General features: G+C 67.2%; 17 protein-coding genes. 12 read left to right on the forward strand and 5 right to left on the reverse strand.

The features are described 5' to 3' along the window. The first annotated feature begins 168 nt into the window (after positions 1-168). The gene (locus tag DIE15_RS12620) at positions 169-2,460 is read left to right on the forward strand and encodes an FUSC family membrane protein (RefSeq protein WP_057927833.1); all 2,292 of its coding nucleotides are present in this window, start codon (positions 169-171) and stop codon (positions 2,458-2,460) included. Positions 2,461-2,791: 331 nt separating this feature from the next. Then, positions 2,792-4,159, forward strand: coding sequence for an amino acid permease (locus tag DIE15_RS12625; protein ID WP_124833377.1), 1,368 nt, complete (start codon positions 2,792-2,794; stop codon positions 4,157-4,159). 171 nt (positions 4,160-4,330) lie between these two features. Here the strand turns inward: DIE15_RS12625 and DIE15_RS12630 are convergent, their stop codons facing one another. Continuing rightward, on the reverse strand, positions 4,331-4,498 hold the full coding sequence (locus tag DIE15_RS12630; protein ID WP_014897547.1) for a hypothetical protein: 168 nt from the start codon (positions 4,496-4,498) through the stop codon (positions 4,331-4,333). Positions 4,499-4,740: 242 nt separating this feature from the next. Between DIE15_RS12630 and DIE15_RS12635 the strand changes: the two genes are divergently transcribed. From DIE15_RS12635 to DIE15_RS12645, 3 genes are read left to right on the forward strand one after another with little or no spacing between them, the layout of a single operon-like run. Continuing rightward, the gene (locus tag DIE15_RS12635; RefSeq protein WP_124833403.1) at positions 4,741-5,784 is read left to right on the forward strand and encodes a Fe(3+) ABC transporter substrate-binding protein; all 1,044 of its coding nucleotides are present in this window, start codon (positions 4,741-4,743) and stop codon (positions 5,782-5,784) included. Next, positions 5,774-7,450, forward strand: coding sequence for an iron ABC transporter permease (locus tag DIE15_RS12640; protein ID WP_124833378.1), 1,677 nt, complete (start codon positions 5,774-5,776; stop codon positions 7,448-7,450). The genes DIE15_RS12635 and DIE15_RS12640 overlap by 11 nt, the downstream gene beginning before the upstream one ends. Before the next feature lie 4 nt (positions 7,451-7,454). Then, a complete protein-coding gene (locus tag DIE15_RS12645; RefSeq protein ID WP_124833379.1) occupies positions 7,455-8,228 on the forward strand; it encodes an ABC transporter ATP-binding protein in 774 nt (257 codons plus the stop codon). A 102-nt stretch (positions 8,229-8,330) separates the two neighbouring features. On the opposite strand, the gene DIE15_RS12650 is transcribed toward DIE15_RS12645, so the two are convergent. From DIE15_RS12650 to DIE15_RS12665, 4 genes are all read right to left on the reverse strand, one after another. Next, positions 8,331-8,801 carry an Lrp/AsnC family transcriptional regulator gene (locus DIE15_RS12650; protein ID WP_006754321.1) on the reverse strand — a complete coding sequence of 157 codons (471 nt, stop codon included), beginning with the start codon at positions 8,799-8,801 and terminating at the stop codon, positions 8,331-8,333. Between the two features lie 292 nt (positions 8,802-9,093). Next, positions 9,094-9,735 carry an NAD(P)-dependent oxidoreductase gene (locus DIE15_RS12655; protein ID WP_124833380.1) on the reverse strand — a complete coding sequence of 214 codons (642 nt, stop codon included), beginning with the start codon at positions 9,733-9,735 and terminating at the stop codon, positions 9,094-9,096. A 135-nt stretch (positions 9,736-9,870) separates the two neighbouring features. Further along, positions 9,871-10,326, reverse strand: a complete 456-nt coding sequence (locus DIE15_RS12660; protein WP_124833381.1) for an Rrf2 family transcriptional regulator — start codon at positions 10,324-10,326, stop codon at positions 9,871-9,873. A 93-nt stretch (positions 10,327-10,419) separates the two neighbouring features. Then, positions 10,420-10,848 (reverse strand): hypothetical protein, encoded by a 429-nt coding sequence (locus DIE15_RS12665; RefSeq protein ID WP_124833382.1) that lies wholly within the window; start codon positions 10,846-10,848, stop codon positions 10,420-10,422. 193 nt (positions 10,849-11,041) lie between these two features. Here DIE15_RS12665 and DIE15_RS12670 point away from each other — a divergent pair, with 193 nt between their 5' ends. The 7 genes from DIE15_RS12670 to DIE15_RS12700 form a co-directional block, all read left to right on the forward strand. Beyond that, on the forward strand, positions 11,042-11,377 hold the full coding sequence (locus DIE15_RS12670) for a hypothetical protein (RefSeq protein ID WP_057927826.1): 336 nt from the start codon (positions 11,042-11,044) through the stop codon (positions 11,375-11,377). A gap of 253 nt (positions 11,378-11,630) precedes the next feature. Beyond that, a complete protein-coding gene (locus DIE15_RS12675; protein WP_124833383.1) occupies positions 11,631-12,824 on the forward strand; it encodes an ammonium transporter in 1,194 nt (397 codons plus the stop codon). A gap of 192 nt (positions 12,825-13,016) precedes the next feature. After that, entirely contained in the window at positions 13,017-14,975 is a 1,959-nt protein-coding gene (locus DIE15_RS12680; RefSeq protein ID WP_124833384.1) for a PhoX family phosphatase, read from the forward strand. A 589-nt stretch (positions 14,976-15,564) separates the two neighbouring features. Next, positions 15,565-16,389 (forward strand): IclR family transcriptional regulator, encoded by an 825-nt coding sequence (locus DIE15_RS12685; protein WP_057927823.1) that lies wholly within the window; start codon positions 15,565-15,567, stop codon positions 16,387-16,389. A gap of 245 nt (positions 16,390-16,634) precedes the next feature. Next, entirely contained in the window at positions 16,635-18,005 is a 1,371-nt protein-coding gene (locus DIE15_RS12690; protein ID WP_124833385.1) for an MdtA/MuxA family multidrug efflux RND transporter periplasmic adaptor subunit, read from the forward strand. 15 nt (positions 18,006-18,020) lie between these two features. After that, positions 18,021-21,134 (forward strand): MdtB/MuxB family multidrug efflux RND transporter permease subunit, encoded by a 3,114-nt coding sequence (locus tag DIE15_RS12695; RefSeq protein WP_124833386.1) that lies wholly within the window; start codon positions 18,021-18,023, stop codon positions 21,132-21,134. Between the two features lie 3 nt (positions 21,135-21,137). Next, a partial coding sequence (locus DIE15_RS12700; protein WP_124833387.1) for an efflux RND transporter permease subunit occupies positions 21,138-24,029 on the forward strand: 2,892 nt, incomplete at its 3' end.

The raw sequence follows: 24,029 nt of genomic DNA on the forward strand, positions 1-24,029 counted from the left end.
AAGCCTCGCGCCGGCCGGGCCGCGCGAACAGGAGCACCAAGGATAGCAAAAGGGGCGTCGCGGCGAACCTCGTCCGAACGGCCAGGTTTTGCGGACCGCGAAATACGATAGACTCGTCGCCAGTCAATACGCCGCCCCGGGCGTCTTCGTCTGTCATTCAGCCCATCGATGCGCTATTCGGTCGAAATCAGAAAGTTTTTCTACAGCCAGTACTTTTTCGGCGGCCTGCGGATCGCGGTTGGCGTGTCGCTGCCGGCCGTGCTGTGCCTGATCGTGTTTCACAACCGGGAGCTCGGCTTCACGATCTCGACGGGTGCGCTCGGCGCGTGCGTCGTCGACATGCCGGGCCCGCTGAAGTACAAGCACAACGAAATGCTTGCGTGCAGCGTGATCGGCTTCCTGGCCGCGCTCGCGACCGGCCTCGCCACGCCGAACATCTTCGCGTTGTGGCTGACGATCGTGCCGCTCACGTTCGTGCTGTCGTTGATCGTCGTCTACGGCAACCGCTGGCCGCAGATCAGTTTCGCGACGCTGTTCATGATGGTGATGACGCTCGAGGAGAAGTTCACGCCGCTGCAGGCGTTCATCAACGCGGGCTGGATTCTCGCAGGCGGCCTCTGGTACACGTACTGGGCGACGTTCGTGTCGCAATGGCAGGCGCGCCGGATCGAGCAGCAGGCGCTCGCCGAAAGCCTGTTCGCGTGCGCCGACTACCTGCTCGCGCGCGCGCAGTTCTACGATCTCGACGCCGATCTCGACGAGTGCTACCGCAATCTGGTCGCGAAGCAGATCACCGCGGTCGAAACGCAGGAAACCGCGCGCGACATCGTGCTGCGCAACCTGCCGAAGCTGCGCCGCGGCAAGCTCGATCCCGGCCGCACGACGATGTACAACCTGTTCATCAACAGCGTCGACCTGCACGAGCTGTTCGTCGGCGCGCACACCGACTACCCGCTCGTGCGCAACACGTTCGGCGGCTCGGACCTGATCATTTTCTATCGCGATCTGATCCGCAAGGCGGCCGCCGATCTCGAGGAGATCGGCCTCGCGGTGCTCGAGAACCGCGCGCCGCATTCGCGGATCAGCGTGAAGGCCGAACTGCGCGCGATCGAGTACGAGATCGAGCTGATGCGCAAGAAGAACTTCCCGGCCAGCAATGCGGAGGCGTACGCGGCCGTGCTCGCGACGTTCCGGCGCATCTGGAGCGCGACGCGCCTCATCGACCGGATGCGCCGCAACCTGTCGGGTCATGCCGATCCGCAGCAAACCGAACTGAAGATCGACAAGGCGCTCACGCGCTTCCTGCAGCGGCGCCGGATGTCGCCGCTCCTGATCTTCTCCAACCTGAACATGCGCTCGCCGAGCTTCCGCCACGCGCTGCGCGTGACGATCGCGGTGGCGGTCGCCTTCTGGCTCGGCCGGCTGCTGCCGCTCACGAACGCGTACTGGATCGTGATGACGACCATCATCATCCTGAAGCCCGGCTACTCGCTGACCAAGCAGCGCAACGCGCAGCGTATCGTCGGCACGCTGATCGGCTGCGCGGCGAGCATCGCGCTGATCTACACGGTGAAGGAGCCGCACCTGCTGATCGCGATCATGTTCGGGTCGATGGTGATGAGCTACAGCCTGCTGCTGTTCAACTACGCGGCGAGCGTCGTGTTCACGTCGTCGTACGTGCTGCTGATGTTCCACCTGCTCGCGCCGGGCAGCATGCGGATCATCGGCGAGCGCGCGATCGACACCGTGGTCGGGTGCATGATCGCGATCGCCGCGAGCCGCCTGTTCCCGTACTGGGAATACCGGCTGATGGGCAAGCTCGTCACCGACATGCTGACGTCGACCCGCAAGTATTTCGAGGCCGCGTGGCGCGCCGGGCGCGGCGCATCGCCGCCGCCCGTGCCGGCCGCCGACGGCGCGGCAGTCGTGCCGGGCGTCGCCGCGGCGATCGAAGCGCCTGCCACTACCCTCGACGACGACTACCGCTACCGCCTCGCGCGCAAGGACGTGCACATCGCGTTCGCGAACCTCGGTCAGGCGTTCCAGCGGATGATGATCGAGCCGAAGGCGCACCAGCGCTTCGTGCCGGAGCTGAACGACCTGCTCGTGCAGACGCACGTGCTCGGCGCGCAGATCACCGCCGCCGCGCCGCTGATCCGCAGCGCATGTGCGGCAGACGAGAACTTCGTCCACGACGACGCGCTGCACCGCGGCCTGTCCGCCGTGCTGGAGAACCTCGAGAAAGCGGAAGCCGGCGATCCGCCGCCGGCCGACCAGCTCGATGCAACGAAGCAGATCACGCGCGACCTCGACGCGATGGTCGTGTCCGCGGAGAAATCCGACGCGGTGGGTGCCGATCTCACGCACGACCTGAAGGTCCTCGCGCACCAGTGCAAGCAGATGCTCGCGTCGTCGCTGCTGATCCGCAAGGACGCGAGCGTTATCCGCCTGCCCGCATGACTGCGTAACTACATGACCGCATTACATGACCGCATGACCGCATGACGTTGTCCCGCCGCCGGCCCGCACACGCAAGCGGGCCGGCCGGCAGCCCTCCCTGCGCTCGCAATACCCTCCCGAAGCATGACCCGCCCGCCTCACACAGCCCGTGCGCACGCCGCGCGCTGGCCTCATTCCCGATTCCGCCGGTTGCGCCAGTCAGGGAATACCCGATTCCGGTCCCATGGCCCAGCTTGTTATCATTCGTTCACATTTAAGTTGTATAGACAACTTAAGCCAACCGGACCGGCCTCGCTCGCCCGGTCCGTCGCATAACGATATCGGAGACTCGATGAAAAACTTGCAACGCCATCTGAGCGCGCGGCACATCCGCTTTCTCGCGCTGGGTTCGGCGATCGGCACCGGCCTGTTCTATGGTTCGGCGTCCGCGATCCAGCTCGCGGGCCCGGCGGTAATCCTGGCCTACATCCTGGGCGGCGCCGCTGTCTACATGGTGATGCGCGCACTCGGCGAGATGGCCGTGCGCGAGCCCGTCGCCGGCTCGTTCGGCCACTACGCGACCGAAAATCTGGGCCCGTTCGCGGGCTTCGTCACCGGCTGGACCTACACGCTCGAAATGGTGATCGTCGCGATCGCCGACATCACCGCGTTCGGCATCTACATGGGCTTCTGGTTTCCGGATGTCCCGCAATGGATCTGGGTGCTCGGCGTCGTCGCGGTCATCTGCGGGCTGAACCTGTGCCACGTGAAGGTGTTCGGCGAGCTCGAATTCTGGCTGTCGATCATCAAGGTCGGCGCGATCGTCGCGATGATCGGCGGCGGCGTCGCGATCCTGCTGACCGGCATGCACTTCGGCCATTCGGCCGACGTGCCGACGTTCGCGAACCTGTGGAACCATGGCGGCTTCTTCCCGAACGGGATCGGCGGGCTGATCGCGTCGCTGTCGGTGGTGATCTTTGCGTACGGCGGCATCGAGGTGATCGGGATGAGCGCCGGCGAGGCGAAGAATCCGGAGCGCGTGATTCCGCGCGCGATCAACGCGGTGCCCGCGCGCATCCTGCTGTTCTACGTGCTGACGATGGTCGTGCTGATGTCGATCAGCCCGTGGACCGGCGTCGGCGGCGACGGCAGCCCGTTCGTGCAGATCTTCTCGGCGCTCGGCGTAAAGTCGGCCGCGACGATCCTCAACCTCGTGGTGATCAGCGCGGCGATCTCGGCGATCAACAGCGATATCTTCGGCGCGGGCCGGATGATGTTCGGGATGGCGCGGCAGGGCCAGGCGCCGCGCGTGCTGATGACGACGTCGCGGCACGGCGTGCCGTGGGTCACGGTGCTCGTGATGGCCGGCGCGCTGCTGGTCGGCGTGCTGCTCAACTACCTGATGCCGAAGGACGTGTTCCTGGTGGTCGCGGCGATCGCGACGTTCGCGACCGTTTGGGTGTGGCTGATGATCCTGCTGTCGCAGGTCGCGATGCGCCGTCGCCTGTCGCGCGCGGAAGTCGCCGCGCTGAAGTTCAAGGTGCCGCTGTGGCCCGTCGCGCCTGCGCTGACGATCGCGTTCATGGGTTTCGTGATCGTGATGCTCGGCTGGTTCGAAGACACGCGCGTCGCGCTCTACGTCGGCGCGGCATGGCTCGTGCTGCTCGCGGCCGTGTTCTACGCGCGGGTCCGTCCGAAGTTCGCGCCTGCGTCACGTTGACGCACGACTGATCTTTCCATGCGGCGCGCCGGGTCCGGCGCCCGTGTCTGTCCCGGCGCGACGCGAGATATCGCGCGTCGCCCGCCGCTCCTTCTGCGCCTCCCGCCGTTTCCGCACGTCGCTTGCGCCCCGATCAGCCGGGCCGCAGCGATCATGCTCGCCGTGCCGGCGTCAGTGTGACGCGGCGCTCGCGCTCGCGGCCTCGGCCGGATGGGCCTCGTCGTACGCGCGCTTCTGCGAGATCGCGTTGTAGAGGATCGTCCCGATCACGAGCAGCACCGCCACGACGATCAGGATGCTCACGTTGCGGACAGGGTTCTTCTTGCGCTGATCGTTCATGGTCGGTGCGGCTCCGTCGAATTCATTGAAGCGGGCATTCTACGCGCTTGCGCCCGCGCTGCGACGCCCCGTTGCGCGCCCTCTCCCCCACCTTTCCCGCGACTTCCCGATACCTTTCATTTGATAATCATTCCCATTCCGATCTAGAATCAGAAATCTTTCGCTTTGTAATGTTTCGGGTCGCCCAGGCGGCAGGCACGCCCCGGAACGCCTCTTCGTCCGCCTGCCTCACCGGAGTCTCCATGTCGAACCCGCGCACCCGCCTGCTGCCGCTCGCCGGCGCCCTCGCCCTTGCCGCCGCCGCGTTCGCGCCGCTGGCCCACGCGGCCGAGGAAGTGAGCCTGTACACCACCCGCGAGCCGAAGCTGATCCAGCCGTTGATCGACGCGTTCACGAAGCAGAGCGGCGTCAAGGTCAACACGGTGTTCGTGAAGGACGGCCTGCTCGAGCGCGTGAAGGCGGAAGGCGCGCAGTCGCCAGCCGACGTGCTGATGACGGTCGACATCGGCAACCTGCTCGACCTCGTCGACGGCGGACTCTCGCAGCCGGTGCGCTCGAAGGTGCTCGACGAAGCGATTCCCGCGAACCTGCGCGGCGCGCAGGGTGACTGGTACGCGCTGTCGCTGCGCGATCGCGTGCTGTATGTGGAGAAGGACCTGAAGGTCGATGCATTCCGCTACGAGGATCTCGCCGATCCGAAATGGAAGGGCAAAGTCTGCATCCGCTCGGGCCAGCATCCGTACAACACGGCACTCGTCGCGGCGATGATCGCGCACGACGGCGAAGCCGCGACCGAAAAATGGCTGCGCGGCGTGAAGGCGAACCTCGCGCGCAAGGCGACGGGCGGCGACCGCGACGTCGCGCGCGACATTCTCGGCGGCATCTGCGACGTCGGCCTCGCGAACGCGTACTACGTCGGTCACATGAAGAACGCGGAAGCCGGCACCGACGCGCGCAAGTGGGGCGACGCGATCAAGGTCGTGCGGCCGACGTTCGCGAACGCGAAGAGCGGCGGCACGCACGTGAACATCAGCGGCGCGACGGTCGCGAAGCACGCGGCGCACAAGGCCAACGCGGTGAAACTGCTCGAGTATCTCGTGTCGCCGGACGCGCAGGCGTTGTATGCACAGGCGAACTACGAATATCCGGTGCGCGCGAACGTGAAGCTCGATCCGGTGATCGCGAGCTTCGGCACGCTGAAGGTCGATCCGCTGCCGCTGACCGACATCGCGAAGCACCGCAAGGCGGCCAGCCAGCTCGTCGACAAGGTCGGCTTTGACAACTGATGCATCGTTCGTCCGCGCGCGCCGCCGGCCGTTCCGTGCGCGCGCGGGCAGCCTCTGGCTCGGCGCGGCCGTCGCGATCGCCGCGGCGGTCGCGGCGCCGCTCGCGGTACTGGTCGCCGCCGCGTTCGGCGCCGATCTCGCGCACTGGAAGCATCTCGCCGCATTCGTGCTGCCGCAGGCGCTCGCCAACACGCTGCTGCTGCTCGCGGGCGTCGGTGCGATCGTCTCGGTGGTCGGCACCGGCTGCGCATGGCTCGTCACCGCGTACGACTTTCCCGGCCGCCGGATGCTGACCTGGGCGCTGCTGCTGCCGCTCGCGGTACCCACCTATATCGTCGCATTCGCGTATCTCGACCTGCTCCACCCGATCGGTCCCGTGCAGGGGGCGATCCGCTGGCTGCTCGGCGTCGACAGCCCGCGCCAGTTCCGCCTGCCCGACCTGCGTTCGCTGCCCGGCGCGATCTTCGTGCTCGGCTTCGTGCTGTATCCGTACGTGTACCTGAGCACGCGCGCGATGTTCGTCACGCAGTCCGCGAGCCTGCTCGAAGCCGCGCGCGCGCTCGGCGCGGGACGCATCGCGACGTTCTGGCGCGTCGTCGTGCCGCTCGCGCGGCCCGCGATCGCGGTCGGCGTGAGCCTGGCGCTGCTCGAAACGCTGAACGACATCGGCGCGTCGGAATTCCTCGGCGTCCAGACGTTGACCGTATCGGTCTACACGACGTGGATCACGCGCTCCGATCTCGCCGGCGCCGCGCAGATCGCGCTCGCGATGCTCGCGATCGTCGTCGGCATGATCGTGCTCGAACGCTACGGACGCCGCCGCCAGCGCTACGCGCACGGCCGGCGCATGCGTGCCGTCACGCCGCGCAAGCTGACGGGCACGGCCGCGTGGAGCGCCGCCGCGCTCGGCTGGCTGCCGGTGCTGCTCGGGTTCGGCGCGCCGGCTGCGTACCTCGCGGTCGAGACCGGCAAGCGGCTGCATCTCGTTGGCGGCGTGTCCGCGCCATTGCTGACCGGGCTCGCGAACACGCTGACGATCGCGGCCGCCGCGACCGTCGCGACACTTGCCTGCGGGCTCGTCGTCGCATGGGCCGCACGCGCGCAGCGCGACAGCGCGCGTACGGGCCCGGCCCGCGTGTGTGCACGCATCGCGAGCCTCGGTTACGCGGTGCCGGGCACCGTGCTCGCGATCGGCCTGCTGATCCCGTTCGCGGCGCTCGACCGGCTGCTCGGCGCGGTACTCGGTCGCGACGGGCTGCTGCTGATGGGTTCGGCAGCCGCGCTCGTGATCGCGTACACCGTGCGCTTTCTCGCGATCTCGGCCGGCAGCATCGAAGCCGGCCTCGCGCGCATTCCGCCGTCGCTCGAACAGGCCGCGCGTTCGCTCGGCGAGACGGCCGGCGGCACGCTGCGCCGCGTGCACCTGCCGCTCTTGCGGCCCGCGCTCACGACGAGCGCCCTGCTCGTCTTCGTCGACGCGATGAAGGAACTGCCGGCGACGCTGCTGCTGCGCCCGCTGAATTTCGACACGCTCGCGACCTGGCTGTATGCGGAAGCCGCGCGCGGCACCTATGAGGAAGGCGCGGTCGCCGCGCTCGCGATCGTGCTGGCCGGGCTCGTGCCCGTGATCCTGCTCGCGCGCACCCGTCACAAGATCGGAGCCTGACACCGTGAACCTGCTCGAACTCGACGACCTCTGCGTCGCCTACGACACGCCGCACGGCCGCCGCACGGTGGTCGACGGGCTGAGCCTCGCGCTGCCGCGCGGCGACATCGGCTGCCTGCTCGGCGCATCGGGCTGCGGCAAGACCACCGTGCTGCGCGCGATCGCGGGCTTCGAGCCCGTGCGCATGGGGCGCATCATGCTGGACGGTATGTCCGTCGCGGCACCGTCGCTCGACGTGCCGCCCGAGCGGCGGCGTATCGGGATGATGTTCCAGGACTATGCGCTATTCCCGCACCTGAGCGCGGCCGACAACGTCGCGTTCGGCCTGCGGCGCATGCCGAAGGCCGAGCGGCGCACCCGGGTCGCGGACATGCTCGAACTCGTCGGTCTTGCCGATTCGGGCAGCGCTTATCCGCACGAGTTGTCGGGCGGCCAGCAGCAACGCGTCGCCCTCGCCCGCGCACTCGCGCCATCACCGGAACTGTTGCTGCTCGACGAGCCGTTCTCGAATCTCGACGTCGATACGCGCGAGCGGCTCGCGTTCGAGCTGCGCGACATCCTGAAGCGCACGGGTCATACCGCGATCCTCGTCACGCACAACCAGGCGGAAGCGTTCGCGATCGCCGACCGGATCGGCGTGATGAAGGATGGCCAGCTCGCGCAATGGGACACGCCGTATGCACTGCACCATCACCCGGCGAGCCCGTTCATCGCCGAGTTCGTGCGTCGCGACGCGCTGGCGGACGAACGCGCCCAGGCGCTGGCGCGCGGCCGCTGAGCGGGCGGCAGGCGGCAGGCGGCAGGCGGCAGGCGATAACGATAATGGCGCACACGTCGGCTGGTACGCACGCGTACCGGTGCGATGCGCTGCCGTATCGCGCTACGCCGGCTCGGACAGATCGCGCACCGGCAGCGCGGTCGAATACTTGATCTGCTCCATCGCGAACGACGAGCTCACGTCAAACAGCGGCACCGCGCGGATCAACTGCTTGTACACACGATCGTAGTCGTCGATGCCGGCCACCACGACCCGCAGCAGATAGTCGGTCTCGCCGCTCATCCGGTACACCTCGACGACTTCCGGCATGTCCCGCACGGCCTGCGTGAAACGCTGCGCCCACTCCTCGGTGTGCTGGTTCGTGCGGATCGCGACGAACACAGTCGTGCCGACTCCGAGCTTGCGCGGATCGCACAGCGCGACCTGCGCGCGGATCGCGCCGGTTTCCTTGAGCCGCTGCACGCGCTTCCAGCAGGGCGTCTGCGACAGGTTCACGCGCTGCGCGAGTTCCGCGATCGGCAATGTGGCATCTGCCTGCAACAGCTCCAGCAGCTTGCGATCGATGGCATCCATTTACCTGGTCCCTCGTAGATAGAAATTTTTTCTATGCATCGTGCATGACGGGGAACAATATGGAAACCGCCACGCGGCGTCGACCGGGATAAATACCAATCAGGCAAGGAAAGGATGCGCGATGCGCGCGATCCCGTGCGCGCCCGTCCATCGATCATCGGCACCCAGGACGAAACAGGCGATTCCACCTGTCGAGGTGGAATCGCCTGAAGTCACTGCCATTTGCGCTGCCTGCTGCACAGGCCGCTCACGGCGAATGCGGCACGTGCGCGCCACCTCGCCGCGATGCCGCTCAATACGCGACCGTCGCGATCTCGCGCACGAAGCTGTGCTGCTCAAGCGCATCGACGAAGGCAACCGCGTAGTCTTCCGCCGAGATCCTGCTGTTACCCTGCGCGTCCACGATCAGCTTGCCGACGCCCGTGCGGAACGTGCCCGTGCGCTCGCCCGGCGCGATCAGGGCGGCCGGCGCGAAGAACGTCCAGTCGAGATCGCCGGCCGTTTTCAGATAGTCGAGCGCATCGCGGTGCGCGAGCGCGACCGCCTTGTACGCGTCCGGGAAGCCTTCGGTGTCGACCAGCTGCTTGCCCGGCGCGACTTCGAGCGAACCGGCGCCGCCCACCACCACGAGCCGCTTCAGGCCCGCCTGGCGCGCGCCTGCAACCAGCGCCTTCGCCGCCGCGACAACCTTCGCGGCATCGTCCTGCTTCGGACCGTACGCGCTCGCGACGACGTCGTGACCCGGCAGCGCGGCCGCGATGCTGGCCGCATCGAACAGGTCGGCCGCCTTCGCGGTGATGCCGTCACCGGCCGTGCCCGGGCGGCGCGACAGCGCAGTCACGCGATGGCCGCGGCGCGCGGCTTCCGCTGCGATGCGCGAGCCGATCATCCCGGTGGCACCGAAGAGGGCGATGTTCAAGGTACGTTGCGTCATGACGATTCTCCATAAAAAAAGTAACTGCATTGATTACACATAAGACCGAAAAAAAACGGAGCGAAACTCCGTCGTACCGGTCGCCGCGCGTACGCGCCGCCCGGCCTCCTGCCCTGCGTCACCCGTTGCCTGCGCTCACCCGCCGGCGCTTCCAGCAGGCCGGCTGCGGTGCTCCGATTCGAGCACGTCTGCCGTGACGTCCGCCAGCGTGCGCGTGGCCAGCGATGCTTCCATTGCGCGTTGCGCGTCGCCGATATAGTCGATCAGCACGCCCTGGATGTGCCGCCCGACGAGACACGCCGGATTCGGCGCCTCGCGGTGCAGTGCGAAGAGCTGCGCATCGTCGACCGCGCGATACACGTCGAGCAGCGTAATTTCATCAGGCTCGCGCGCCAGCAGCGCACCGCCGCCCGCGCCGAGCTGCGACGTGGTCAGCCCTGCGGCTGCCAGCATCGACAGCAGACGGCGAATCAGCGCCGGATTCGTGTTCACGCTGCCCGCGATGATGTCGGACGACAGCGGCGCGCCCTCCTGCATCGACAGCAACGCAAGCACATGAACGGCAAACGCGAACCGGCTGCTGGTATTCATTTCTCACTCACTCGACGACGCCGGCCCGAACGGCAGCCGGCGACAATATGTAACCACTATAATTACATTTTACGGATTGCGCAATGGCCCAGGTTACTCGCCGCTGGCCGGCTTCGCGCCGGACGCATTCTGCTGACTCCACTGCTGCAGCTTCTTGCCGGCCTCCGCCATCCTCGCGCCCGCTTCGGACGCCGCGTGCGCGACGACCGCGGAAGCGGCCGCATCGAACTGTGCCTGCGCGACGGACGCGAGGCCGCTCGCGGACAACGCCGGCACGGCCGATGCGGCCGACGCGATACCGGCCTTTGCGGCATTGAGCTGCTGGTTGACCGTGCTCGCCACCTGGTCGAGCGCCTTGGCCGCGTTGTTCGCGGCATCGGCGGCCGCGCTCGCGGCCGTATCGGGTTGCGTGGCCGGCGTGCCGGACTTCTCGCAGCCTGCGAGCAACAGCGCCGCGCCGACGGCCGCGGCCGCCAGCACGAACCCGGGCACGCGACGCGCCCGCGAAGTCTTCATCTTCATCAGCAATCTCCGGCCGTGCGCCGCACGGCCTGAATGGTTGGACCGGTGTCGATGATACCGCCTGTGGAACAGGGCCAATGACCACTCCCGATTAAAAATGCCTTTCAATTTCGGATTCGTCTGATTCAATCGCAGGCGCGCCGACACTAAAGTGGGCAGGCTTTCATTCGCTCCGTCCGCTTTCCGTTTCTTCATGGCTTTCCTCATCGACTGGTTCATCGCGCTGGCCGCCGTGCTCGCCGCCACCCTGTTTCTGTGTCTTCGCTCACCGTCCGCGACGCGCCTGCGCGCCGCCGGGCGCCCGCGCCGCGTGGCGTGCGCGCGCCTGCTCGCTCAAGCGGTCATCGGCTTCTGGACGGCCGCGCTGATCGTCGCGCAAGGCATCCTCGGCCCCGACGGCGAAGGACAGTCGCACGCGGGCTTCGCCGCACTCGCACTCGCCGCACTCGGGATTTCGACCGTCGCCGCGTACTGGTCCGCCTGCGCGCTGCGGCTGCGACGGCCGCGCACGCTGTTCGCGCGCCGCTGACGCGCCAGACCGGTGCATCGCGGCGCACCACGTCGCACCGCGCCGAACGGCATACGCACCAGTTGCGCACTTTTCGCACCACGCACGTGCACTTGCCGCGGCATCCCGACCGCACACGTGCTGCCCCGCTACCGTGCATGCTTCACCGGAATGCCGCACCGCTCGGTCTTCCGCACCAATTGCACGCAGTCGTTCACCAAGTTGGCTCGATACTTGCATTCCTTGCCCGTTTTTTGCGCAAGGAAGCTCCGGCATGGATGGTCTGAAATCCGGCGTCGACACACTGTTCCTGTTGATCGGCGCCGTCATGGTGCTCGCGATGCACGCGGGCTTTGCATTCCTCGAGCTCGGCACGGTCCGCAAGAAGAACCAGGTCAACGCGCTCGTGAAGATCCTGGTCGACTTCTCGGTGTCGACGCTCGCGTACTTCTTCATCGGCTACACGATCGCGTACGGCGTCGAGTTCTTCGACGACATCGGCACGCTGTCGCAGCACAACGGCTACGCGCTCGTGCGCTTCTTCTTCCTGCTGACGTTCGCGGCGGCCATCCCCGCGATCGTGTCCGGCGGCATCGCGGAACGCGCGAAATTCAATCCGCAGCTCGTCGCGACGCTGATCATCGTCGGCTTCATCTATCCGTTCTTCGAAGGGATCGCATGGAACGACCGCTTCGGCGTGCAGGACTGGCTCACGCATGCGTTCGGCGCGCCGTTCCACGATTTCGCGGGCTCGGTCGTCGTGCACGCGTTCGGCGGCTGGGTCGCGCTGCCGGCCGTGCTGCTGCTCGGCGCACGCCACGGCCGCTATGCGAAGGACGGCCGAATCGCCGCGCATCCGCCGTCGAACATTCCGTTCCTCGCGCTGGGCGCGTGGGTACTCGCGGTCGGCTGGTTCGGCTTCAACGTGATGAGCGCGCAGACGCTCGACAAGATCAGCGGCCTCGTTGCGGTGAACTCGCTGATGGCGATGGTCGGCGGCACGCTCGCCGCATGGATGGCCGGGCGCAACGACCCGGGTTTCACGTACAACGGCCCGCTCGCGGGCCTCGTCGCGGTCTGCGCGGGCTCCGACGTGATGCACCCGATCGGCGCGCTCGTCACGGGCGCCGCAGCCGGCGCCGTGTTCGTCGCGATGTTCACCTGCGTGCAGAACAAGTGGCGCATCGACGACGTGCTCGGCGTGTGGCCGCTGCACGGGATGTGCGGCGCGCTCGGCGGCCTCGCGGCCGGCGTGTTCGGACAGCCCGCGTTCGGCGGTCTCGGCGGCGTATCGTTCGTGTCGCAGCTCATCGGCACGCTCGGCGGCATCGCGATCGCCACCGCGGGCGGCGCGCTCGTGTACGGCGCGCTGAAGGCGACCGTCGGCCTGCGCCTCGATCGCGAAGCCGAATTCGACGGCGCCGACCTGTCGATCCATCGCATCTCGGCCACGCCCGAGCGCGACTGAACCCCGTCACGCGTCCGACCGGCGTCCGGCAGCCCGCCTGACGGACGCCCGACGCATCATTACGTTTTCAATTCAAAAAACTTTCATCGAGCATCCCTACACTTCGGTCCAGTTTTCAACTCGCCTTCGCATTGCTTGCCGATTGCCTGCCTCGCGAAGGCCATTCTTCCAACATTCGAAACTGGACTCCACATGCCCGCGTTGCCCAATGCCTCCCGTCGTCAGGCCCTGAAGATCCTCGCCGGCGCGCCCATGCTGCCCCTCTCCGGCCTCGCGCTGCCGGCCCTGCTGACGGGCTGCTGCGGCGACGACAGTCCGGCGGCAACGCCGGCCGCCGCCGCGTACACGTCGGCGGCGTTCTCGGCAATGGCCGCGCCCGCGCTCGACAACGCGGCCGCGATGGCCACCACGACGGTCGGCTCGACGCTCGCGGTGTCGTTCTCTGACGGCTCGTCGCGCAACTTCAAGCTCGCGTACCGGCCGTTCTTCGTGACGGGCGACATGGTGCCGGACGGCAAGGGCGGCACGACGCTCGCGGGCGGCTACTACGACATCAACAACCAGCCGATCATCGACCGCTCGGTGGCCGGCAAGGAGCGCCAGTTCTATTCGGACTGCCCGGACGGCAGCTCGCTGCTGACGCTGAAGAACACGAACGTCGCCGGCGTGAAGGGCAACACGGTCTTCGCGGTCGTGCAGTTCGAATACACGACGCGCGACCAGGCGAGCGCATCGCAGTACGGCCAGCTGCCGTCGCCGATCGCGGTGATCACGCTCGACCAGGATCCGTCCAACGGCGCGCTGAAGGTCGTCAAGTACCACAACGTCGACACGTCGAAGGCGCACGGCCTGTGGATCACGTGCGGCGCGAGCCTGTCGCCGTGGGGCACGCACCTGTCGAGCGAGGAATACGAGCCGGACGCGACGAAGGCCGCGACCGACGCGCAGTTCAAGGCGTTCAGCAAGAACACGTTCGGCGACGAGACGAAGGCGAACCCCTACCACTACGGCCACCTGCCCGAGATCACGGTGAACCCGGACGGCACCGGCACGGTGAAGAAGCACTACTGCCTCGGCCGCATCTCGCACGAGCTGATCCAGGTGATGCCGGACCAGCGCACCGTGATGATGGGTGACGATGCCACCAACGGCGGCCTGTTCATGTTCGTCGCCGACAAGGCGGCCGACCTGTCGGCCGGCACGCTGTACGTCGCGAAGTGGACGCAGACGTCGTCCGCCGGCGCGGGCAGCGCAACGCTCACGTGGATCAAAATCGGCCACGCGACGAGCAGCGAGATCGAGACGCTCGCGAACACGCTGAAGGCGTCGGACATCATGGACCTGACGACGACCGACCCGAACGACGCGAGCTACACGAAGATCCACTTCGGCGGCAAGTTCAACTGGATGCGCGTGAAGCCCGGGATGGAGAAGGCGGCCGCGTTCCTCGAGACGCACCGTTACGCGGCGCTGATCGGCGGCAGCATGGCGTTCACGAAGCTCGAAGGCACGACGGTCAACGCGAAGGACAAGATCGTCTACACGGCGATGTCGCGGATCGAGACGTCGATGGTCAGCGGCAATGCGGTATCGCGCGACGTCGCGGTGGACAAGAAGATCACGGCAGGCGCCGTCTACGCGCTGAACCTGAAGGCCGGCCAGCGCGACACGTCGGGCGGCGCAATCGACAGCGAATGGGTGCCGGTCGACATGGGCGCGCCGGCCGCGCTCGTCGGCGAGGACCTCGCCGCGGCCGACACGCTCGGCAACCTCGCGAACCCGGACAAGATCGCGAACCCCGACAACCTGAAGTTCTCCGAGAAGCTGCGCACGCTCTTCATCGGCGAAGACTCAGGCATGCACGTCAACAACTTCCTGTGGGCGTACAACGTCGACACGAAGTCGCTCGCGCGCGTGCTGTCGTGCCCGGCCGGCGCCGAATCGACGGGCCTGCACGCGGTCGACGAGATTAACGGCTGGACCTACATCATGAGCAACTTCCAGCACGTAGGCGACTGGGAGTCGCCGCTGCACGACAAGGTCAAGGCGACGCTCGATCCGCTCGTGCGCGCGAACTACAAGGACCGCTTCGGCGCAAGCGTCGGCTACCTCACGGCGGAGGCGACCAGCATCAAGCTCGCGAAGGCCTGAACGTCCCTGGCCGGGCGCCCCTGGCCGGGCGCCCCTGGCCGGGTGTCCGTCCCTTCATCACGCTTCATTCGTCGGCGCTCCACGCCGTTTCATGCGCGATGCCCGTTGCGGGCGTCGCGCTTTTTTTTGCGCGCGCGTCACGTCACGATACGTGAGCACACAGGTATGCGCGAACCCGGTCGAACGGGTGTTTTCAGCGATCGGGGGGATAATACGGGCCTGACGCGGCCGGCGGACGGGCAAAAAAAAGCGCCACGGAGACCGTGGCGCTAAAAAAGTTCTAGCCATTCCGAGGGCCGTGCTAGAACCTGAGAGACTGCGCGAAACACCGTTGCCGGTTAAACTCCTGAAACGATGTTTCGAAAACGTGAGACATTCTTTCTGTTTCCGCCCGACAAGTCAAGCGGTATTTGCACCGGTTTCTGCACTTTCCGGCAAGGCTCCTTTGAGCGCTTTCCTAATAAACCAAGGGTGAACCCGTAAAATCTCATCCAATGAACGATTCACCCATGGAACATGCATCTTTTGACAATCATCCTACAATACCAACAAAATTGAAATCGAGTTTCGGAAATAGAGAGAACCCCTCGTGTCGACATCTGTAACGCCTCCCGCGCCCCGAGACCGCGAATCGTCGCCGGACGAGATCACCGCGCTCGCGCGCGGCCTCGCCGTGCTGCGCCGCATCGCGGCCGCCGACGCCCCGGTCAGCAACCGCGAGCTGACCGAATTAACGGGCATCCCGAAGCCGACGGTGTCGCGCATCACGGCGACGCTCGTCAGCGCCGGCTTCCTGTTCCAGCTGCCCGACAGCGAGCGCTTCGTGCTGACCGCGTCGGTGCTGGAGCTGAGCCACGGCTTCCTGCGCAACTTCGACATCCGCGCGCGCTCGCGGCCGTTCATGATCGAGCTCGCCGAGCGCACGTCGCTGTCGGTGCACCTCGCAGTGCGCGACCGGCTCGACATGGTCGCGATCGACGTGATCCGGCCGCGCTCGGCCGTGCTTGTCACGCGCCTCGAGATCGGCTCGCGGATGGACATCGCGCGCACCGCAGTCGGCCGCGCGTATCTCGCGGCGCTGGAGGACGACGAGCGCCGCACGCTGCTCGACGCGCTGCGCGCGACGGCCGGCGACGACTGGCCGCACGTCTCGGCGCGCCTGACCCCCGCCCTCGAAGACGCGGTGCGCGCAGGCCATGCGATCGCGATCGGCGAATGGCGCGAAGGACTGAACGCGGTCGCGGCCGGCTTCGTCGGTCCGTCGGGCCAGCGCTACTCGGTGAATTGCGGCGGCGCATCGAGCCAGTGCCCGCCCGAGTGGCTGCAGGAACACGTGGTGCCCGCGCTGCACGAGTGCATCGCGAAAATCACCCGCGAGATCGGCGGAGCGCCGGCCCGGCGCAGCGCCGTGTAATCGATCCGTCATCGTCCTGTCGCGTTCTGTAACGACCGTAACCCGTTGAAAGATAGCGCACTGGACTCTAACGGGGACGGGACGTAGCATCATGCCCATCGTCGCACCGCATTCGCGGTGCGCACCGCTCTTTTCCCGCGCGGACCGGGAGAGCCGGACCGAGCCGGCCCTCCCGGCACCGTATGCCCACGCGCCGCTCCCCGCCCGTTTCCCGGCACGCCGCGCCGTCTTCCTGACAGAACACGATGGACAATCAACAAAAGCCCACGCCCCCTTCGAAGGATCCCGCCTCGCCCGCCGCGCGCCGCTCGCGCCGCACGCTGGTGATCGGGACGCTCGCGATCGTCGTCATCGGCGGCCTGTTGTGGTGGCACCCGTGGAACCGCACGCCGGCCGGCACGTCGGCAGCGGGCAGCGCCGCCTCCGGTGCGAGCGCCGGCGGCGGCGGGCATCGCGGCCGCGGCGGCCCCGCCGCCATGGCGAACATTCCGCAGCCCGTATCGGTCGCGACCGCGACGCAAGGCGAGATGCCGATCGTGCTGTCCGCGCTCGGTACTGTGACACCGCTCGCGAGCGTGACGGTCAAGACGCAGTTGTCGGGTTATCTGCAGTCCGTTGCATTCCAGGAAGGCCAGATCGTCAAGAAGGGCGACGTGCTCGCGCAGATCGACCCGCGCCCGTACCAGGTGGCGCTCGAGAACGCCGAAGGCACGCACGCGCGCGACGAGGCGCTGCTCGCGACGGCCCGCATCGACCTGAAGCGCTATCAGACGCTGCTGTCGCAGGACTCGATCGCCTCGCAGACGGTCGACACGCAGGCGTCGCTCGTCAAGCAATACGAAGGAACGGTGAAGACCGACCAGGCGGCGATCGATTCCGCGAAACTGAACCTCACGTACGCGCGCATCACGGCGCCGGTGTCGGGCCGCGTCGGCCTGCGCCAGGTCGACCCCGGCAACTACGTGACGCCGGGCGACACCAACGGGATCGTCGTGATCACGCAGCTGCAGCCGATGAGCGTGATCTTCACGACGTCGGAAGACAACCTGCCGCAGATCGTCAAGCAGGTGAACGCGGGCCAGAAGCTGTCGGTCACCGCATACAACCGCAACAACACGGTGCCGCTCGAGACGGGTTCGCTCGAAACGCTCGACAACCAGATCGACACGAGCACCGGCACGGTCAAGCTACGCGCGACGTTCGATAACAAGGAAGGCCTGCTGTTCCCGAATCAGTTCGTCAACACGCGCCTGCTCGTCGACGTGCTGCGCAATGCGACGATCGTGCCGACGGCCGCCGTGCTGACGGGCTCGATCGGCCAGTTCGTCTACATCGTGAAGCCCGACAACACCGTGACGGTGCGCAAGGTCACGATCGGCCCGGTCGATGGCGAACGCACCAGCATCGTCAGCGGGGTCGCGCTCGGCGAGCGCGTGGTCACCGACGGCTCCGACCGGCTGCGCGAAGGCGCGAAGATCTCGATCCCGGCCGACAAGCCGAAAGGCGCGTCGGGCGCGCACGGCGCCGGGGCGGCGTCCGGCGCATCGGGTGCGGCCGGCCACCGCGGCGGACACAAGCACGGCGCGTCGCAGGCAGCGGCCCCCGCGGCCCAGTAACGCGCGGGCCGCTCGATGAATCCATCCCGCCTCTTCATTCTCCGGCCGGTCGGCACCGCCCTCCTGATGGCGGCGATCATGCTGGCCGGTCTCGTCGCGCTGCGCTTCCTGCCGCTCGCCGCGCTGCCCGAAGTCGACTACCCGACGATCCAGGTCCAGACTTTCTATCCGGGCGCGAGCCCGGAAGTGATGACGTCGTCGGTCACCGCGCCGCTGGAGCGGCAGTTCGGCCAGATGCCGTCGCTGAACCAGATGTCGTCGCAAAGCTCGGCCGGCGCGTCGGTGATCACGCTGCAGTTCTCGCTCGACCTGCCGCTCGACATCGCCGAACAGGAAGTGCAGGCCGCGATCAACGCGGCCGGCAACCTGCTGCCGTCCGATCTCCCGGCCCCGCCGATCTACGCGAAGGTCAACCCGGCCGACGCGCCGGTGCTGACGCTCGCGATCAAGTCGAAGACCCTGCCGCTCACGCAGGTGCAGGACCTGACCGATACGCGCCTCGCGATGAAGATCTCGCAGATCGCGGGCGTCGGCCTCGTCAGCCTGTCGGGCGGCAACCGGCCGGCCGTGCGGATCCAGGCGAACCCGACCGCGCTCGCGCAGTACGGGATGAACCTCGACGACCTGCGCACGACGATCTCGAACCTGAACGTCAACACGCCGAAGGGCAACTTCGACGGCCCGACGCGTGCGTACACGATCAACGCGAACGACCAGCTCACCAGCGCCGACCAGTACAACGACGCGGTCGTCGCGTACAAGAGCGGCCGCCCGGTGATGCTGACCGACGTCGCGCAGGTGGTCGCCGGCTCGGAGAACACCAAGCTCGGCGCGTGGGTGAACTCGGAGCCCGCGATCATCCTGAACGTGCAGCGCCAGCCGGGCGCGAACGTGATCGCGACCGTCGACGCGATCAAGGCGCAGTTGCCGAAGCTGCAGGAGACGCTGCCCGCGGCGCTCGACGTGCAGGTCGTCACCGACCGCACGACGATGATCCGCGCGGCCGTGCGCGACGTGCAGTTCGAACTGCTGCTCGCGGTCGCGCTGGTCGTGCTGGTAATGTACCTGTTCCTCGCGAACATCTACGCGACCATCATCCCGAGCCTGTCGGTGCCGCTGTCGCTGATCGGCACGCTCGCGGTGATGTACATGGCCGGCTTCTCGCTGAACAACCTGTCGCTGATGGCGCTCACCATCGCGACCGGCTTCGTCGTCGACGATGCAATCGTGATGATCGAGAACATCGCGCGCTACGTCGAGGAAGGCGATTCGGGGCTCGAGGCCGCGCTGAAGGGCTCGAGGCAGATCGGCTTCACGATCATCTCGCTGACGGTGTCGCTGATCGCGGTGCTGATCCCGCTGCTGTTCATGGGCGACGTGGTCGGCCGCCTGTTCCACGAATTCGCGATCACGCTCGCGGTGACGATCGTGATCTCGGCGATCGTGTCGCTCACGCTCGTGCCGATGATGTGCGCGAAGCTGTTGCGCCATTCGCCGCCGCCCGAAAGCCACCGCTTCGAGGCGCGCGTGCACCGCGCGATCGACTGGGTGATCGCGCGCTACGCGGTCGCGCTCGAATGGGTGCTGAACCGCCAGCGCTCGACGCTCGTCGTCGCGCTGCTGACGCTCGGACTGACCGCCCTGCTCTATGTCTACGTGCCGAAGGGCTTCTTCCCCGCGCAGGATACCGGCGTGATCCAGGCGATCACGCAGGCGCCGCAATCGATCTCGTACGGCGCGATGGCCGAACGCCAGCAGGCGCTCGCGGCCGAGATCCTGAAGGACCCGAACGTCGAGAGCCTCACGTCGTTCATCGGCGTGGACGGCAGCAACATCACGCTGAACAGCGGCCGCATGCTGATCAACCTGAAGGCGCGCGACGACCGCTCCGAGACCGCCGCGCAGATCATCCGCGACCTGCAGCAGCGCGTCGCGAACGTCACCGGCATCACGCTGTTCATGCAGTCGGTGCAGGATCTGACGATCGACTCGACCGTGAGCCCGACGCAATACCAGTTCATGTTGACGAGCCCGAACCCGGACGAGTTCGCGACCTGGGTGCCGAAGCTCGTCACGCGGCTGCAGAAGGAGCCGTCGCTCGCCGACGTCGCGACCGACCTGCAGAGCAACGGCCAGTCGGTCTACATCGAGATCGACCGCGCGAACGCCGCGCGCTTCGGCATCACGCCGGCGACCGTCGACAACGCGCTGTACGACGCGTTCGGCCAGCGCATCGTGTCGACCATCTTCACGCAGTCGAACCAGTACCGCGTGATTCTCGAGTCGGAGCCGAAGGAGCAGCATTACGCCGAATCGCTGAACGACATCTACCTGCCGTCCGCTGGCGGCGGCCAGGTGCCGCTGTCGTCGATCGCGTCGTTCCACGAGCGGCCGTCGCCGCTGCTCGTCGCGCACCTGTCGCAGTTCCCGTCGACGACGATCTCGTTCAACCTCGCACCGGGCGCATCGCTCGGCGAAGCCGTGAAGGCGATCGACGCCGCCGAGAAGGACATCGGCCTGCCCGGCTCGTTCCAGACGCGCTTCCAGGGCGCGGCGCTCGCGTTCCAGGCATCGCTGTCGAACCAGCTGTTCCTGATCCTCGCGGCGGTCGTCACGATGTACATCGTGCTCGGCGTGCTGTACGAGAGCTACATCCACCCGATCACGATCCTGTCGACGCTGCCGTCGGCCGGCGTCGGCGCGCTGCTCGCGCTGATGATCACCGGGCACGACCTCGACATCATCGGGATCATCGGGATCGTGCTGCTGATCGGCATCGTGAAGAAGAACGCGATCATGATGATCGACTTCGCGCTCGAGGCCGAACGGGTCGAAGGCAAGCCGCCGCGCGAGGCGATCTACCAGGCGTGCCTGCTGCGCTTCCGGCCGATCCTGATGACGACGCTCGCCGCGCTGCTCGGGGCGGTGCCGCTGATCGTCGGCGCCGGTGCGGGTTCCGAGTTGCGCCAGCCGCTCGGGATCGCGATCGCGGGTGGCCTGATCGTGTCGCAGGTGCTGACGCTGTTCACGACGCCGGTGATCTACCTCGGCTTCGACAGCCTCGCGCGCCGCGTGCGCGGCTGGTTCGAGCGGCACGGCCCCGGTGCCGGCAAGCACACGGGTGCGTAAGCGATGAACCTGTCGCGCCCCTTCATCACCCGCCCCGTCGCGACGACGCTGCTCGCGCTCGGCGTCGCGCTCGCGGGCCTGTTCGCGTTCATCAAGCTGCCGGTGTCGCCGCTGCCGCAGGTCGACTTCCCGACCATCTCGGTGCAGGCGTCGCTGCCCGGCGCGAGCCCCGAGACCGTCGCGACCAGCGTGACGAGCCCGCTCGAGCGGCACCTCGGCTCGATCGCCGACGTCAGCGAAATGACGTCGACCAGCACGGTCGGCAACGCGCGGATCATCCTGCAGTTCGGGCTGAACCGCGACATCGACGGCGCCGCGCGCGACGTGCAGGCGGCGATCAACGCGGCGCGCGCCGACCTGCCCGCGTCGCTGAAGAGCAACCCGACGTACCGCAAGGTCAACCCGGCCGACTCGCCGATCATGATCGTGTCGCTCACGTCGGAAACGTCGTCGCCCGCGAAGCTCTACGACGCCGCATCGACGGTGCTGCAGCAGTCGCTGTCGCAGATCGACGGGATCGGCCAGGTGACGGTGAGCGGTTCCGCGAACCCGGCCGTGCGCGTCGAGCTCGAACCGCATGCGCTGTTCCACTACGGGATCGGTCTCGAGGACGTGCGGGCCGCGCTTGCGTCCGCGAACGCGAACAGCCCGAAGGGCGCGATCGAGTTCGGCCCGAAGCACTACCAGCTCTATACGAACGACCAGGCCTCGCAGGCGTCGCAGTACAGCGACCTGGTCGTCGCGTACCGCAACGGTGCGGCCGTGCGGCTGTCCGACCTGTCCGAGGTCGTCGACGGCGTCGAGGACCTGCGCAACCTCGGTCTGTCGAACGGCAAGCGCGCGGTGCTCGTGATCCTGTACCGCTCGCCCGGCGCGAACATCATCGAGACGATCGACCGCGTGCGCGCGGCGCTGCCGCAGCTCACCGCGTCGCTGCCGGCCGACATCACGGTGACGCCGGTACTCGACCGCTCGACGACGATCCGCGCATCGCTGAAGGACACCGAGCACACGCTGCTGATCGCGGTCAGCCTGGTCGTGATGGTCGTGTTCCTGTTCCTGCGCAACTGGCGCGCGACGCTGATTCCGAGCGTCGCCGTGCCGATCTCGATCATCGGCACGTTCGGCGCGATGTACCTGCTCGGCTTCTCGATCGACAACCTGTCGCTGATGGCGCTGATCGTCGCGACCGGCTTCGTCGTCGACGATGCGATCGTCGTGCTCGAGAACATCACGCGCCACATCGAGAACGGCAAGCCGCGGCTGCAGGCCGCGTTCGACGGCGCGCGCGAGGTCGGCTTCACGGTGCTGTCGATGAGCATCTCGCTCGTCGCGGTGTTCCTGCCGATCCTGCTGATGGGCGGCATCGTCGGGCGCCTGTTCCGCGAATTCGCGCTGACGCTGTCGCTCGCGATTGGCGTATCGCTCGCGGTATCGCTCACCGTCACGCCGATGATGTGCGCGCGGCTGCTGCGCGAGTCGCACGACGTGCAGGAGGAAGGCCGCTTCGGCCGTTTCCTCGAGCGCTTCTTCACACGGATGCAGCGCGGCTACGAGCGCTCGCTGTCGTGGGCGCTGCGCCGCCCGCTGCTGGTCCTGCTGATCCTGTTCGCGACGATCGGGCTGAACGTCTATCTGTACATCATCGTGCCGAAGGGCTTCTTTCCGCAGCAGGACACCGGGCTGATGATCGGCGGCATTCGGGCCGACCAGTCGACGTCGTTCCAGGCCATGAAGCTGAAGTTCACCGAGATGATGCGGATCGTGCAAAGCAACCCGAACGTGCAGAGCGCCGCGGGCTTCACGGGCGGCACGCAGACCAACTCGGGCTTCATGTTCGTCATGCTGAAGGATCGCACCGAGCGCAAGCTGTCGGCCGACCAGGTGATCCAGCAGTTGCGCAAGCCGCTGTCGGAAGTCGCCGGCGCAAGCACGTTCCTGCAGGCCGCGCAGGACATCCGCGTCGGCGGCCGGCAGAGCAACGCGCAGTACCAGTTCACGCTGCTCGGCGATTCGACCGCCGACCTGTACAAGTGGGGGCCGCTGCTGACCGAGGCGCTGCAGAAGCGTTCCGAGCTGACCGACGTGAACTCCGACCAGCAGCAAGGCGGCCTCGAGGCGATGGTGACGATCGACCGCGCGACCGCCGCGCGGCTCGGCATCAAGCCCGCGCAGATCGACAACACGCTGTACGACGCGTTCGGCCAGCGCCAGGTCTCGACGATCTACAACCCGCTGAACCAGTACCACGTCGTGATGGAAGTCGCGCCTAAATACTGGCAAAGCCCGGAAATGCTGAACCAGGTATGGATCAGCACGTCGGGCGGCAGCGCGAACGGCTCGCAGACGACCAACGCGGCGGCCGGCACCTTCGTCGCAACCGCAGCCGGCACGTCGAGCGCCGGCACGGCCGCCACCAGCGCAGCGGCGATCGCGTCCGATTCCGCGCGCAACCAGGCGCTGAACTCGATCGCGTCGAGCGGCAAGTCGAGCGCGTCGTCGGGCGCGGCGGTGTCGACGTCGAAGTCGACGATGATCCCGCTGTCCACGATCGCGACCTTCGGCCCGAGCACGACGCCGCTGTCGGTCAACCACCAGGGCCTGTTCGTCGCGACGACGATCTCGTTCAACCTGCCGCCGAGCGTGTCGCTGTCGCAGGCGACCCAGGTGATCTACCAGACGATGGCGCAGATCGGCGTGCCGCCGACGATCGTCGGCACTTTCCAGGGCACCGCGCAGGCATTCCAGCAATCGCTGAACAACCAGCCGATCCTGATCCTCGCGGCGCTGCTGGCGGTCTACATCGTGCTCGGGATCCTGTACGAGAGCTACATCCACCCGATCACGATCCTGTCGACGCTGCCGTCGGCCGGCGTCGGCGCGCTGCTCGCGCTG

The organism is Burkholderia sp. Bp9031, assembly GCF_003857965.1.
In the GTDB taxonomy this organism is placed as follows: Bacteria; Pseudomonadota; Gammaproteobacteria; order Burkholderiales; family Burkholderiaceae; genus Burkholderia; species Burkholderia ambifaria_A.